The sequence below is a fragment of the Mycolicibacterium litorale genome, from assembly GCF_010731695.1.
Lineage (GTDB): Bacteria > Actinomycetota > Actinomycetes > Mycobacteriales > Mycobacteriaceae > Mycobacterium > Mycobacterium litorale.
The window spans coordinates 4,187,109-4,201,760 of sequence record NZ_AP022586.1 but is presented as its reverse complement, the minus strand read 5'-3'; the positions used below and the strand labels follow the sequence as shown (position 1 = coordinate 4,201,760).

General features: G+C 70.3%; 12 protein-coding genes. 6 read left to right on the top strand and 6 right to left on the bottom strand.

What is annotated here, in order from left to right; genetic code table 11:
- Positions 1 to 76 precede the first annotated feature (76 nt).
- From G6N30_RS19955 to G6N30_RS19945, 3 genes are read left to right on the top strand one after another with little or no spacing between them, the layout of a single operon-like run.
- Complete coding sequence (locus tag G6N30_RS19955; RefSeq protein ID WP_163687693.1) at positions 77 to 472, top strand: heme-binding protein; 396 nt, start codon at positions 77 to 79, stop codon at positions 470 to 472.
- Between the two features lie 6 nt (positions 473 to 478).
- Complete coding sequence (locus G6N30_RS19950; protein WP_134058338.1) at positions 479 to 1,213, top strand: response regulator transcription factor; 735 nt, start codon at positions 479 to 481, stop codon at positions 1,211 to 1,213.
- Positions 1,214 to 1,217: 4 nt separating this feature from the next.
- Positions 1,218 to 2,555: a HAMP domain-containing sensor histidine kinase gene (locus G6N30_RS19945; RefSeq protein WP_134058336.1), complete on the top strand. Its 1,338-nt coding sequence runs from the start codon at positions 1,218 to 1,220 to the stop codon at positions 2,553 to 2,555.
- Here the strand turns inward: G6N30_RS19945 and G6N30_RS19940 are convergent.
- Positions 2,543 to 2,920: a DUF3054 domain-containing protein gene (locus tag G6N30_RS19940; protein ID WP_134058335.1), complete on the bottom strand. Its 378-nt coding sequence runs from the start codon at positions 2,918 to 2,920 to the stop codon at positions 2,543 to 2,545. The genes G6N30_RS19945 and G6N30_RS19940 overlap by 13 nt on opposite strands.
- A 6-nt stretch (positions 2,921 to 2,926) precedes the next feature.
- The gene (locus G6N30_RS19935) at positions 2,927 to 4,027 is read right to left on the bottom strand and encodes a lysylphosphatidylglycerol synthase transmembrane domain-containing protein (protein ID WP_134058334.1); all 1,101 of its coding nucleotides are present in this window, start codon (positions 4,025 to 4,027) and stop codon (positions 2,927 to 2,929) included.
- 97 nt (positions 4,028 to 4,124) lie between these two features.
- On the opposite strand from G6N30_RS19935, the gene G6N30_RS19930 reads away from it, so the two are divergent.
- Positions 4,125 to 5,270, top strand: a complete 1,146-nt coding sequence (locus tag G6N30_RS19930; RefSeq protein ID WP_134058333.1) for an AI-2E family transporter — start codon at positions 4,125 to 4,127, stop codon at positions 5,268 to 5,270.
- 36 nt (positions 5,271 to 5,306) lie between these two features.
- Here G6N30_RS19930 and G6N30_RS19925 read toward each other — a convergent pair whose 3' ends face one another.
- The 4 genes from G6N30_RS19925 to trmB all read right to left on the bottom strand — a co-directional run bounded on the left by G6N30_RS19925 (position 5,307) and on the right by trmB (position 12,042).
- Positions 5,307 to 6,935, bottom strand: coding sequence for an acetolactate synthase large subunit (locus tag G6N30_RS19925; RefSeq protein ID WP_197906179.1), 1,629 nt, complete (start codon positions 6,933 to 6,935; stop codon positions 5,307 to 5,309).
- A 269-nt stretch (positions 6,936 to 7,204) separates the two neighbouring features.
- The gene (locus G6N30_RS19920; protein ID WP_134058329.1) at positions 7,205 to 10,480 is read right to left on the bottom strand and encodes an MMPL family transporter; all 3,276 of its coding nucleotides are present in this window, start codon (positions 10,478 to 10,480) and stop codon (positions 7,205 to 7,207) included.
- A 48-nt stretch (positions 10,481 to 10,528) separates the two neighbouring features.
- Positions 10,529 to 11,215: an NYN domain-containing protein gene (locus tag G6N30_RS19915; protein WP_134058328.1), complete on the bottom strand. Its 687-nt coding sequence runs from the start codon at positions 11,213 to 11,215 to the stop codon at positions 10,529 to 10,531.
- Positions 11,212 to 12,042, bottom strand: a complete 831-nt coding sequence (trmB, locus tag G6N30_RS19910) for a tRNA (guanosine(46)-N7)-methyltransferase TrmB (RefSeq protein WP_134058326.1) — start codon at positions 12,040 to 12,042, stop codon at positions 11,212 to 11,214. The genes G6N30_RS19915 and trmB overlap by 4 nt, the downstream gene beginning before the upstream one ends.
- Positions 12,043 to 12,136: 94 nt before the next feature.
- On the opposite strand from trmB, the gene G6N30_RS19905 reads away from it, so the two are divergent.
- Together G6N30_RS19905 and G6N30_RS19900 are read left to right on the top strand one after the other, a co-directional pair.
- Positions 12,137 to 13,138, top strand: a complete 1,002-nt coding sequence (locus G6N30_RS19905) for a hypothetical protein (RefSeq protein WP_134058323.1) — start codon at positions 12,137 to 12,139, stop codon at positions 13,136 to 13,138.
- Positions 13,135 to 14,625 carry a hypothetical protein gene (locus tag G6N30_RS19900; protein WP_134058321.1) on the top strand — a complete coding sequence of 497 codons (1,491 nt, stop codon included), beginning with the start codon at positions 13,135 to 13,137 and terminating at the stop codon, positions 14,623 to 14,625. The genes G6N30_RS19905 and G6N30_RS19900 overlap by 4 nt, the downstream gene beginning before the upstream one ends.
- The last annotated feature ends 27 nt before the right edge of the window (positions 14,626 to 14,652 follow it).

Genomic DNA, 14,652 nt, shown 5'->3' with positions numbered 1-14,652 from the left:
TGGGGATTCTGATTAGCTGTGGTGTGGCGATAACCATTGTGGTTTCGGCCTCTCACTGAGATGAAGGAGCATGTCCATGTTGCTTCCTGCCCGTACCGCACGTCGTGTGGTAGCTGGTGCGGCCGGCGCCGGCGTGGTTGCCGGTGCGATGTTGTTCGGCGCGATCCCCGCCGCGATGGCCCAGCCGGCTCCGCCGCCGCCTCCGCCGCCGAACTGCACCGCCGCTGATCTGGCCGGCGTGGCCTCCGGGGTGTCGGCGTCCACCTCCGCGTATCTGTTCACCCATCCGCCGGTGAACGACTTCTTCACCAGCCTCGAGGGGCAGCCGCGCGACCAGATCCGGACCAGGGTGGAGGAGTACCTCAACGCCAACCCGCAGGTCAAGGCCGATCTGACGGGCATCCGCCAGCCGTTGGTGGACCTGAAGAACCGTTGCGGCACCGCCACGGTGCCCGACGACGACACCCCTTAGCCCGGCGTGCGGGCTGGATCCGGGGAGCAGCCCGAACACGCAGCGCATGACACCACGGGTCGCACCGTGCTGATGGTCGACGACGACCCCGACGTGCGGACGTCCGTCGCTCGCGGACTGAGGCATTCGGGGTTCGACGTGCGCGTTGCCGCGGACGGCAAGGAAGCACTGAGGTTGCTGTCCGCCGAGTCGCACGACGCGTTGGTGCTCGACGTGCAGATGCCCGAACTCGACGGCGTCGCCGTGGTGACCGCGCTGCGTGCGCTCGGGAACGACATCCCCATCTGCGTCCTCTCGGCGCGCGACACCGTCAACGACCGCATCGCCGGTCTGGAGGCGGGCGCCGACGACTACCTCACCAAACCGTTCGACCTCGGCGAGTTGGTGGCCCGGCTGCATGCGCTGCTGCGCCGGGCCAGCCACTCCGACCGTGCGTCGGACACCATGACCGTCGGGCCCCTGACCATCGACACGGCCCGGCGTCTGGTGTTCGTCGAGGGTGAGCGGGTGGAGCTGACCAAGCGCGAGTTCGATCTGCTCGCCGTCCTCGCCGAGAACAACGGGGTGGTGCTGTCGCGCCAGCGGCTGCTCGAGCTGGTGTGGGGTTACGACTTCGACGTCGACACCAACGTCGCCGACGTGTTCATCTCCTATCTGCGGCGCAAGCTCGAACGCGACGGTCTGCCGCGGGTGATCCACACCGTTCGCGGGATCGGATACGTGTTGCGGGACGAGCCCTGACGTCGTGTGGTTGCCCCGTCTGTTCCGCTCGGCATCGCTGCGCACCCGGGTCGCCGTGGCGTCCGCGGCTGCCGCGTCGGCCGTCGTGGCGGCGTTCACGATCCTCACCTCGGTGGTGCTGGCCAACAACGACGCCGCCCAGCTCGACCGCCGGCTCGACTCGATCGTCGACGCCAGCATGTACCCCGAGCAGCTGCAGGATCCCCGCCGCGGGGTCCTGACCACCGGCCGCTCCCGCTCCACCGGCCAGGTGGTGTTCCAGCGCGGCTTCCAGCTGCCCAAGCTGCCGCCGGGCACCGAGACCGTCCAGGTCAACGGGGTGGACTACCGGGTGCGCACGCTGACCGTCGACCAGGAGGGCGGCGTGCTGGTGTCGATCGGCATCCGCGCCGACAGCCTGCTGCTCAGCCGCGGCCGCATCCCGGAGTACGTGCTGGTCGGTGCGGTGACGGTGCTGATCGCCGGCGGTCTGGGCTGGCTGCTCGCCGGTCCCGCGATCCGGCCGCTGCGCAAACTCACCGAGCAGACCTCCAAACTCGGCAAGGGCACCGACGAGATGCCCGAAGTGCGCGGCGCGCGGGAGGCCGAGGAGCTCTCCGAGGCGATGTCGGCGATGCTGCGCCGACTGGCCGCCGCGCAGCAGGCCACCACCAACTCGCTGCAGGCCGCGCAGGACTTCGCCGCCAACGCCGCCCACGAGTTGCGCACCCCGCTGACCGCGATGCGCGCCGACCTGGACACGCTGCGCATCCACGACCTGCCGGAGGAGGAACGCGCCGAGGTGGTCGCGGATCTGTCCCGGGCGCAGCGCCGGGTCGAGGCGATCATCACCGCGCTGGGTCAGCTGGCGTCCGGTCAGCTGGCCCAGGCCGCGGACCGTGAACCGATCGACGTCACCGACACCCTGGACCGCGTGGCGCGGGAGAACATGCGCGCGGCTCCGCAGGTCGAGATCGTGGTGGACGCCGACGATCTCGGCACGGTGTGGGGGTGGCCGGACGGGTTGCGCCTGGCCGTCGACAACCTGGTGCGCAACGCGATCGCCCACGGTGCGGCCAGCCGGGTGGTGCTCACCGCGCAGCGCACCAACGGCCGGCTCACGATCATCGTCGACGACAACGGACGGGGGCTGCCCGTCGAGGAGCACGAGACGGTGCTCGGCCGGTTCCGCCGGGGCAGCACCGCCGCGCCGGGCGGTTCGGGGCTGGGGCTGGCGCTCGTCGCGCAGCAGGCCGAATTGCACGGCGGCACAATCGAACTGGCGGACAGCCCGCTCGGCGGCCTGCGCGCGACGCTGACCGTATCGGCCTCACCCGAGCGCAGCGAAACTCAGCTGCGCTGAATTTGCTTGCGGCGCAACGCTGTTGCGAGACCACGCCATCCGAGCAGGAGTAGCGCGGTCACCAGTGACGCCACGATGACGAAGCTGAACGCTACGCCCTGACCGCTGAGCCTGCGCAGCACCATGCCGACCGCGACCGTGCACAGCCACACCAGCACCCCGGTCGGGGTGAGCGCGAGCGGGCGTCGCCACGCCCTGGCCGCCAGCCATCCGACGGCGGTGCCGGCGAGGAAAGGCCATGCTGTCTCGGCGATTCCGGCGACCGAGAGCCCTTCGGCATGGCTACGGCGCCCGATCGTGCAGAAGATCACCACGCAGACCAGATCGGTCAGCAGGGCGACGACGATGGTGCGGCGGTCAGGCATGAAACGTCACGTCCATCCGGGTCGGCCGGGCGCGAGGGGATCGGCACCGGCATCGGGGTCGATGCCGCTCTCGGTGCGGAACATGAAGAAGAACACCACCCATCCGATGGCGGCCAGGAAGATCCAGCTGACCAGGCGGTAGATCAGCATGGCCGAGATGGCCCCGGCCAGTGTCATCCCGCTCGACACCAGGCCGGGCACCAGCACAGCCTCGACCACCAGCAGCCCACCGGGCATCAGCGGGATGGTGCCGACCGCACGGGCGGCCGCGTAGGCGACGGTCAGCCCGGCCAGCGACGGATGGCCGCCGGCGGCGTAGCAGGCGAACGCCAGGCAGGCGACATCGGCGATCCAGTTGAACAGCGACCAGCCGAACGCCATACCGAGGTCGCGCCGGCCCAGCTGTACGGACTCCAGCTGCGCCAGCAGCTCCCGCCACTTCGCCAACCCGGTGTCGGCGGGTCTGCCGCGCAGCGAGTTGAACCGGGACAGCAGCCGCGCACCGATTCCGTCGATCAGCTCGGGCCGGCTCGCGACGGCCTGGGCGAGCACCAGCAGGGCCGCGAATCCGCCGAGCGTGAAGATCAGCGACAGCGGGTTCTTGGTCGCGCCGAGCAGGAACGCGCCGCCGAGTCCGAGCAGCGCCAGCCCGACACCCTGCAGGACCCCCGACATCACCAGCTGCCAGGACGCCACCACCGGGGTGGCGCCCCAGATCCGCTGCTGGCGGTAGAGGAAGGTCGCGGAGAGCACGGGGCCGCCGGGCATCGTGGTGCTCAGCGCGTTGCCCGCGTAGTAGGCGGCCTCCGAACGCCATTGCTGCAGGTGCACACCCGCCGACCGCAGGAGCGTGCGCTGGATCTGGGCGAAGCTGTGCATCGAGGCCAGCGACGCGACGACCGCGGCCAGTACCCACCACCAGTTGGCGGAGATGAGGCTCTTCCACGCCTTGGCGAGCTGATCCCAGACCAGGACCACCTCGACGCTGAGGACGACGACCGCGACGGCGATGACGGTCCACCGGACCCACCAGTACTTGCCGCGGGTGGATCCCTCGGGGCTGGCCGGTCGCCGCTTGGCGTCGTTCGCCGGCGCGTCGTGGGACACGTCCTACAGAGTAACGGTGCGGTTTGGGCTCCCGGCCCCGTACGACGGCGTGCCGCACCACCGGTCGGTCCGCAGTGACGGCGGTTACGCTCGTCAAATGCCTGACGCGGTCTTCGCAGACGATCAATCGGTGTCGCCACTCGTTCGTAAGGCGGCCGCGTGGTCGTGGCGCCTGCTGATCATCTTCGCCGCGCTCGTCGCGGTGCTGTGGGTGGTCAAACGGCTGGAGATCCTGTTCGTGCCGGTGGCCCTGGCCACCATGCTGGCGGCGCTGCTGATGCCGGCCGTCGACTTCCTCGACCGCCGCGGCGCGCCGCGGGGCGGGGCGGTCGCGCTGGTGCTGCTCACCGGTATCGCGGTCGTCGGCGGCCTGCTGACGTTCGTCGTCAGCCAGTTCATCGAGGGCATGCCTGCGCTGGGCGAACAGGTCACCCGCAGCATCGACGGCCTGCGGGTGTGGCTCGTCGAGGGCCCACTGAACCTCAGCCGCGAACAGATCGACAACGCAGGCAACGCCGCGATCGAGGCGGTGCAGAACAACCAGGAGCGGCTGACCAGTGGCGCGCTGTCGACGGCGGGCACCATCACCGAGATCGTCACCGGCGCACTGCTGGTGCTGTTCACGCTGATCTTCCTGCTGCACGGCGGCCGCAACATCTTCGGCTTCGTCACCAGGGTCTTCCCGCCGGACGTGCGCGAGCGGGTGCGCGGCGCCGGACGCGCCGGCTTCCACTCCCTCATCGGCTACGTGCGGGCGACGTTCCTCGTCGCGCTGGTCGACGCCGTCGGCATCGGCACGGGTCTGGCGATCATGGGGGTGCCGCTGGCGCTGCCGCTGGCCTCCCTGGTGTTCCTCGGCGCGTTCGTCCCGCTGGTCGGTGCGGTGGTCACCGGTTTCCTCGCGGTGATCGTCGCGCTGTTGACCAAGGGTGTGGTCTACGCGCTGATCACGCTCGGGTTGATCCTGGCCGTCCAGCAGCTCGAAGGGCACGTGCTGCAGCCGCTGGTGATGGGGCGCGCTGTGTCCATCCACCCGCTGGCCGTGGTGCTCGCCATCGCCGGCGGCGGTGTGCTGGCCGGGATCGTCGGCGCGCTGCTCGCGGTGCCCGCGGTCGCGTTCCTCAACAGCGCCATCCGGGTGCTGCTCGCCCGCGACCAGGAGGCCGAGGTGCAGAACCTCGAAGACGACGAAGGGCCCCGCATCCAAGCGGAGCCCGACGACGTCGAAGAGAAGGTCGACTAGCCGTTCGGCGCGGGCACGGGTCGGTGACTCCGTGCCCTACGACCAGGATTCGTCGAGATCGCCCAGTGAAGCGATCAGGGCACTGTTCGCGCTGTAGTCGACGGGGCAGGCGATGACGCTCACGGTGTCGTCGGCCAGCGCCTCCCGCAGAGTGGGCAGCAGCTGGTCGGCCGACGAGATGCGATAGCCCTTGGCGCCGAAACTCTCTGCGTAAGAGACGAAGTCAGGATTGCCGAAGCGGGTGTCGACGTTGTGGCCGATCTCCAGGTCCATCTTCCAGCTGATCAGTCCGTACGCGTCGTCCACCCAGATGAGGATGACCATCGGCGTGCCGAGGCGTAACGCGGTCTCGATCTCCTGCGAGTTCATCAGGAACGACCCGTCGCCGGTCGCGACGAGGACCTTGGCCGACGGTCTGGCGATCTTCGCGGCGACACCGCCCGGAACCGTCCACGCCATCGTCGACAGCCCGTTGGAGATCAGGCAGGTGTTCGGTTCATAGGTGGGATAGAGCCTCGCCATCCACATCTTCAACGCGCCGGTGTCGACCAGCGCGATGTCGTCGCGGGCCAGCGCCGCGCGGGTGTCCGCGACGATGCGCGCGGGTGCCAAGGGGAAGCTGTCGTCGGTACGGCCGCGGTCGAGTTCGTCGGCCAGCAGGCCGCGAATCCGCTCGTGGCCCACCGAATACGGCTCGTCGCGACCCACCGCGGCGGCCAGCGCGTCGAGGCACCGCCCGATGTCGGCGTGCAACCCCACCGCGACGTCGTAGTGGGCGTCGACCTCGGCGGGGAACCGGTGCACGTGGATGATCTTGGTGTCACCCCGCGGGTTGATGCGGACGGGGTCGAACTCCTGCAGTTCGTAGCCGGCGGCGACGATGACGTCGGCCTGGTCGAAGCCGAAGTTGACGTAGTCGTGGCGCATGAAGCCGACGGCGCCCAGCGCCAGGGGATGGTCGTCGGGCATGACGCCTTTTCCGTGGAACGTCGTGGCGACCGGCATACCGAGGGACTCGGCGAACCGCCGCACCGCCGCTGACGCGTCGCCGCGCGCCGCGCCGTGGCCGGCGAGCAGGACGGGATTGCGCGCCGACTGCAGGATCTCCGCGGCCCGCGCGATCTGCGCCGCCGACGGGTCGTCCGGCCGGGGCACGTTGACGCGCAGGGGAGCGGAGTCCTCGGGAGCCTCGGCGGCTTCGACGTCTTCGGGCACGGCGAGGTAGACCGCGCCGGGCCGTTCGGTCTGCGCGAGCTTGAATGCCTTGCGGACCATCTCCGGAACCGAGCTCGACGTGGCGACCAGCGCCGACCATTTGGTGACGGGGGCGAACATCGACACCAGGTCAACGCTCTGATGTGATTCCTTGTAGCTGCGCCGCATCCCCACCTGTGCCGAAAGTGCAAGCAGGGGAGTCGAATTCGTGGTGGCGTCGGCGACTCCGAGCAGCAGATTGATGGCGCCGGGCCCCAGTGTCGCCGAGCACACGCCGGCCTTCCCCGTCAACCGACCGTAGACCTCGGCCATGAACGACGCGCCCTGCTCGTGGCGGGTGAGGACATAGGTGATCGATGATCGCGACAGTGCGTCGACCAACCGGATGTTCTCCTCGCCGGGGATGCCGAAGACGTGCGTGACGCCTTCGTTCTCGAGACATTCGACGATCAACTCGGCGGTGGTGCGACTGGCCTCGGACACCACCCGAGCTAAGCACAGCCTCCGCCGTCATGATCGCGCAGATTGAGGAACCCGACGGTGGGTGATGAGTCGACGGAGCATGCCGGCCGGTGTGGTCGAGCACGTCGGCGGGCAGGAGCCTCGCGGGGGCCCGGCCGGGCGCTGACGGGATCAGCTGACCGCGAGGGTGCGCATAGCGTCCACGTTTCCGCGGCGCGTCGTGAGCAGACACGCACCCTCGCGCAGAGGGGTGAGTGCTACATCCGGCCTTCGCGGCGCAGCAGATCCGCGGCGCTCATGCCACCGCCGCGACGCTTCGGATCCTCCGGGGTGTCGAGCTTCTCGGTCGACTCCGGATCCTTCTGGGTCGGAATCTTCGTCGTCGCGTCGCCCTCGGACTGCGGAGCCGGCTGCGGCGGACGCTGCACCGGGATCGCCGTCGTCGGCTCGTTGCCCTCGGGTTCCGGTGGCGGCTTCGGCGCGCCGGCCCGCATGGCCGTCGTCTGGTCGGCCGACGGCTGCGGAGGCCGCGGTGGCTGACCGCCCGGTCCCGCCGGACCGCCCCGCAGTTCGCCGAGCCACGACTCGATCTCGCGCTCCTCGCGCCGGGGCGCCGGGCCGGTCGGCCGCGGCGTCCGCTGTGTCGTGGCGGAGTTGACCGCACCACGCACCGCGTTCTTCGCCACCGACAGCCGGGTCGTCGGCGGCTCCTGCGCGGGACCGGGCCGGTTGGCCGGGATCCGCGTGGTTCCCGCGCCGGACGGACCGTTCAGCCGGGGCGGCCGCGGCGGGATGCGGGTGGGCCCGACGCGACCCTCGACACCGGGGTGCGTCGGATCGTGCGGCGGACGCGGGCGAGGCGGCACCGGGGCGCCGGCACCGACCAGCGCCGGGTCGTCGGCGGGGTCGCGCACCAGCGGTCGTTTGCGCTCGTCGGGCAGTTCGATCTCGCCGAGGCCGAGCCGTTCCTGGATCCGCTTCATCCAGCGCGGTGCCCACCAGCAGTCGTCGCCGAGCATCTTCATGACCGCGGGCACGAGGAACATCCGGATGATCGTCGCGTCCAGCAGCAGCGCGAGCAGCAGGCCGAACGCCAGGTACTTCATCATCACCAGATCGGAGAACACGAACGCTCCGGCGACCACGGCCAGCACCAGCGCAGCGCCGGTGATCAGGCGGCCGGTGGTGGCGGTGCCGACCCGGATGGCCTCGGCGGTGGACAGCCCGCGGGCGCGCGCCTCCACCATGCGGGACACCAGGAAGACCTCGTAGTCGGTGGACAGACCCCAGATGACCGCGATGATCAGGCCGATCATCGGCGCCATCAACGGCTGCGGCGTGTAGTTCATCAACCCGGCGCCGTGCCCGTCGACGAACATCCACGTCAGGATGCCCATCGTCGAACCCAGCGTCAGCGCGCTCATCAGCGCGGCCTTGATCGGCAGCACCAGCGACCCGAACGCCAGGAACATCAGGATCGTGGTCGTGACGATCAGGATGGTGACCATCAGCGGCAGCCGGTCGAACAGGCTGTGGATACTGTCCTGCTCGAGCGCGGGGGTGCCGCCGACCAGCACGGTGACCCCGCGCGGCGGCGACAGGGCACGCAGATCCTCGATCTTCTGGGCGGCGTCATTGCGGTTCTCCAGACCGTTCTGGATCACCCGCACCGACGGATCCTTCGAGCCGCCCTCCTGGACCGACCGCTCCTGCCACATCTTCGACGGATCGTTGTCCGCGTCGATGAACCCGTTGATCGTCATCGCCTTGGCACGCATGTCGGCGACCTGCTGATCGGTGACCGGCTCGCCGTTGTCGCTCTTGAGCACCAGCGTCAGCGGTTCGGTGCGGAACCCGGGGAAGCTGCGGTCGAAGTCCTCCTGTGCCTGGCGGACCGGGTTGTCCGGCGGCAGGTACTTCTCGCTGATGCCGCCGAGGGACAGCTGCCCCAGCGGGATGATCAGCAGGATCATGACGATGACGATCGGTACCGCGAAGGCCGCGGGCCGCTTCATCACGCGGGTGACCAGCTTGCCCCAGAAGCCCTGCTCGACCTCGGCACGGGTCTTGGTCTTCTGGGTCTTCTCCGCCAGCCAGTGCAGCCACCACACGATGGGGCGACGCGCCAACGGCACGTAACGCGCGAGGGCGAGGCCGAAGGTGACGATGACGAGGAAGATCACGATGCCGAGCAACATCCAATAGACGCCGCTGCCGATGGTGTCGTTGTCCTTCAGCGCGATGATGCCGTAGGCCATCGCGCCGTACAGCGCGGTGTAGCCGACGATCAGACCGATCAGGGCCAGGTTGGCGCCATGTTCACCCGTCTGCTTGATGCGTTTGCGGGCGATGTGGCCGAGCGCGATGCCCACCGGCGGCACCAGCAGCCCCAGCGGGATGGACGCCACCGCGAACGTGTTGGTCTTCTGAACCGACGGGTCGGACGCGATCGGATCGGGCTGGGCGAACTTGATCAGTGTCTTGACGCCCAGCGCGTCGACCTTGGGGCCGAGGATCGCCAGGGCTGCGGCGAGGACGGTGATCGACAGAACCGCCGCCAGCATGACCGAGGCGATGATCGCGTAGGTGATGGACTTGAGGAAGCCCTGCGGGAACAACAGCAGCGGCACGGACGAGGCGACCAGGATGACCGCGGAGAACATGATCGTGCGGCCGGAGGTCATCACCGTGCGGCGTACGGCCGCTTCGGTGTCGTAGCCCTCGGCGAGTTCCTCACGGAACCGGCTGACCATGAACAAGCCGTAGTCGACGGCGATGCCCAGGCCCATGAGCGTCACCACCGGCTGGGCGAAGAAGTGCACGGGCATGATCTCGGCGAGCAGGCGCATGATGCCCAGCGCGCCGGCGATGGTGAGGCCGCCGATGAGGCCGGGCAGTGCGGCCGCGATGACGCCGCCGAACACGAAGAACAGCACCACGCAGACCAGCGGGATGGCGGCCACCTCGGCGCGCTTCTGATCCTCGCCGATACTGCCGGTGAGCTCGCTGGCCAGCGGGTTGAGGCCGGCCAGCTGGATGTTGCCGTCGTTGATCTGCTGGAGGTCGGGTTCGACGACCTGGTAGTTCTTCAGGATCTCGTCGTCGGTGTCGCCTTTGAGCGGGATGCTGACGAACGTCTTCGACAGATCGCTGGTCTTCATCTGCTGCACGGTCTCGCTGGCGGCGTCCGGTGCCCTCAGCCAGCCGACCCAGCTCACCACCTGGTCCGGGTGATCCTTGACGAAGGTGTCGAGCTGACCGACGACGTCGCGCTGCCACTCGGGGTTGTCGACCTTCTCGCCGTCGGCCGGGGTCAGGATGGCCACGACGTGGCTGGTGCGGTCGCGGCCGTAGATCTCGTCGCCGATGACCGACGCCTGCACCGACTGGCTGCCCTCGTCGTAGAAACCGCTCTGCGTGACGTGATTACCGAGACTGATCCCGTAGATGCCGCCGCCGACGCACAGCGCCACCATGACACCGATCACCATGTACCGATATCGGTATACGTTTCGACCCCACCAGGCGAACACGTAAGCTCCTCACCAATTCAATGTCGACCGCGCAGTGGCCATCGTTTGTCACACACGCGAGGTCAGCAGCGCGGACAGCGGCCGGAACGGCTGCAGCCATGCTCCCTGCTCAGGCAGCGAATCCAGTCCGATCCGCGGCAACGGCTCCCGGAAAACACCAGGAATGTCTTCCAGATCGACGAACTCCAAGGTATCCGACGCTAGCGCCCAGCTCGCATGTTCGCGAAATCCGAGCACCTGCACGGGGATCCCCTCGCGGGCGATCTCTTCGAGCGGCAGCCGGAACGCCTGACCGTCTGCGGACGCCACCAGTACGGCGGCCAGACCCTCGCGACGACGCAGCGCAATGTGGTCCAGCATGTCGCTGTCGACGTCGCTGTCTTCGTCGATCTTCGGTTTGGCGAAGACGGCGAAACCCACGTTGCGCAGTGCCTCCACCCACGGACGGACGACGTCGGCGCTGCCGGGGGCGATGTTGGTGAAGACGGTCGCCTCGGGTTCGAGGGTGACGTCCTCACGTCCGGCGGACAGGTCGGCGGTGCGGGCGAGCAGCCAGCGGCCGAGCGCGTCGAACCGCGGGCGGTGCGCCGCCGTCGGCCTGCCCCCGATGATCGAGCCGAGCCCCATGTCGAGGTTGGGCGCGTCCCACACCAGCAGTACCCGTTGGGTTCCGGCGGGGGGACCGTCGGGCGGTGGCGGTGCGGTCACCTGCGGGTAGTCCTCGGTCAGGCTCATGGGCGCCTCTCCCAGACCAGTTCGGTGATGTCGGGGCCCGCGAGAGCCTTGCGCTCGTACTTCGTCACTGGGCGGTGCACCGAGATGGGCAGCGGGTCGGATTCGCCGACCCGGCGCAGCAGCGGTTCGGCATCGCCGACCTCGGCGATGTGGGCTGCGTAACCCTGGTGGTCGGTCGCCGCGTGCAGGACGCCGCCGGGCCGCAGCCGGTCGGCGATCAGCGCCACGGTCGCCGGCTGCAGCAGCCGCCGCTTGTGGTGGCGGGATTTGGGCCACGGATCGGGGAAGAACACCCGGACCCCGGTCAGCGACGCGCTGGCGACCATGTACTCGAGGACGTCGACGCCGTCGCCGCGGATCATCCTGATGTTGCGCACCCCGGCGCGGTCGATCCCGGTCAGCAGCTGGGCGAGGCCGCGGCGGTACACCTCGACGGCGATGACGTCGATATCAGGTTCGGCCTGCGCCATCGCCAGCGTCGAGGTCCCGGTGCCCGACCCGATCTCGAGGACCAGCGGTGCGGACCGGCCGAACCACGCCGTGGTGTCCAGCGCTGGGGCGGGGTGGCCGTCGGCGTCCCTGGCCTCGGTGCCCAGTTCGGGCCACAGCCGGTCCCAGGTGGACTGCTGGCCCGGGGACAGCGTCGAGCGGCGGGACCGGAAACTCGTGACCCGCCGGTGGCGGTGCTCGGTGGGGGAGTCGTCGGTCGGCACGTGGTGCGTTGAATGCGGGCCTGCTGAGTCAGGCGCCGGCCCGCCGGCTGAGTCAGGCGCCGGCCCGCCGGCGATATCCGACTCACTGACATGCATCCGTCCATGGTGTCTCATCAGTGTCGGAGTACCCCCATCGTGGTACAGATTGATACCCAACAGTTGCCTTCGGCTGGTATGCCAAACATTCGTTCGGGAGGCGTCCCGGTAGATGCCACGATTGCCCCGGGGACCCGAGTCCGTGACGGGTCGACGCAGGGAGGGCGCCGCCATTTTCGTCGACGTGCTGACACGCTTCGCGCAGGACGGCGGTGACGCCGCGGTGTCCGCGGTGGCCGCCAGGGCGGCTGCGCCGGTGCGGGTGGCCGTCGGCGGTCGCCCCGGCGTGGGACGGGCCACGCTCACCCGCGCCTTGGCCTGCGCCGAGGGGATCCGGATCGCTGGCGGTGCCGCCGACGTCGCCGTCGTGGTGGTCGCCGAATCGGTGAAGCCCGAGGACCGGTCGGCGGTGGCGGCGTGGCGCGAGGCCGGGGTGCCGGTGCTGGTCGTCTGCAACAAGGCCGACCGCACGGGCGCCGGGCCGCAGGAGGCGCTGCGCCGGGCGGCCGGTGCGCCGGTCGTGCCTGCGGTGGCGCTGCTCGCCGGCGTCACCCTGGACGACGAGGCGGCCGGCGCGTTGCGGGCGCTGGCCGCCGAACCGGCCGATCTGAGCTCGCACCAGGCGTTCCTCGACTGCGCACACCCGCTGCCCCGCGACGTGCGGCTGCGGCTGTTGCGCCTGCTCGACCGGAACGGCGTCGCCCACGCCGTGGCCGCGCTGCGCGACGGCGCCGACGCCGGGCAGTTGCCGTCACTGCTGCGCGGGCTCAGCGGTGTCGACGGTGTCCTCGCCGAGGTGGACACGCTGGCCGCGCCGGTGCGGTACCGCCGGGTGCGCGCCGCGGTGACCGAACTGCAGGCGCTGGCCACCGGGTCGCCGGCGGTCGCCGACTTCCTGGCCGGTGACGACGCCGTGCTCGCAGCGATGACGGCCGCGGTGGACGTGGTGCAGGCCGCCGGCCTGCGGGTCGACGCGGGCGACGACCCCGCAACCCATCTGCGCCGGGCGGTGCGGTGGCGCGCCTACAGCCGCGGTCCGGTCGGCCCGCTGCACCGCGCGTGCGGCGCCGACATCTGCCGCGGCTCGCTGCGACTGCTGGGCCGGCACCGATGACGACACCCGATCCGGTCGCGGCCGCCGACGCGGTGGTGGCCGCCGTCGACCCGACGCTGACCTCCCCGGGGGTGCGCAGCACGGACGCTGTCCTGGTCACCGGGCCGTGGCTGGCGGGGGTGAGCAGCCTGGCGGCGGCGCTGCGTTCCCGGCTGCCCGAGGTCACGTTCGTCGAGGCCGACGAATTGGCCGTCGGCACCGCACCCCGCGCGGTGGTGTTCGCGGTGTCGGCGGCCGCTCCGGTGACCCCGTCCGACTGTGAGCTCCTCGATCTGGCGGCCGCCCACACCGACGGTGTGGTCGGCGTGGTGACGAAGACCGATGCGCACCACGACTGGCGCGAGGTACTGGCCACCGACCGGGACCTGCTCGCCGCGCACCGCCCGCGGTACACCCGGTTGCCGTGGGTGGGGGCGGCGGCCGCCCCGGACGCCGGCGATCCGGCGGTCGACCAACTGGTCGACCTGCTGCGCGGTCTGCTCTCCGACCCTGACTTGCTGCGCCGAAACAGGTTGCGGGCGTGGGAGAGTCAGCTCGACAAAGTGATCACCCGATATCGCGCCGACGGCGACGGCGCCGACCGGCAGGCGCGGGTCTCGACGTTGCGGTCCCAGCGCGACGACATCCGGCGCGGCAGGCGGCTGGAGAAGTCCCAGCGCACGATCGCGCTGCGCAGCCAGGTCCAGCAGGCCCGGGTGCAGTTGGCGTACTTCGCCCGCAACCGCTGCGCGTCGGTGCGGGGCGAACTGCAGGAGGACATCACCGGACTGGGCCGTCGCCGGTTCGCGGCGTTCGAAGACGGTGCACGGCGCCGCGCCGCGGAGGTGATGGCGGAGGTCGACGAGGGCGTCACCACCCACCTGACCGCGGTCGCGGCCGATCTGCACCTCGACGCGGTGCCCGCACCGGACGGACCCGCCGCGGTGCCGGACCTACCGGGCCCGCCGCTGCGGTCCCGCCGACTCGAGACACGGCTGATGATGCTGCTCGGCGCCGGCTTCGGACTCGGGGTGGCGCTCGCGGTGAGCCGGCTTTTCACCGGGGTGGCTCCCGGCCTCACCGTTGCCGGGGTGCTCGCCGGCGCGGCGGCCGGTCTCGCGGTGGCGGTGTGGGTGGTCGGCATCCGGGGGCTGCTGCACGACCGCGGCGTCCTGGACCGCTGGGTGGTGGACCTGACCGCGGCGCTGCGCTCGGCGGCGGAGGAGGCCGTCGCCACCCGTGTCGTGGCCGCCGAGGCGGCGCTGACCGGTTCGCTGGCCGCCGACGAGGCGGCGGAGTCGGAGACGGCGGCCGGGCGAATCGCGGAAATCGACGCCGAACTACGGGAGCACGCGGCGGCGACGGTACGCGCGGCGGCGCTGCGGGACCGTCGACTCCCCGGCTTGCTGCGCGCACGGGATGCGGTGCGGGCCGCACTCGATGACGATTTCTGCGGGGAATTGACCGATGCGAGCGAACGAAATTCCGGGAAAACCGTCGGTTACTGATCGGTATCGCACGAATTTGCTTATCTG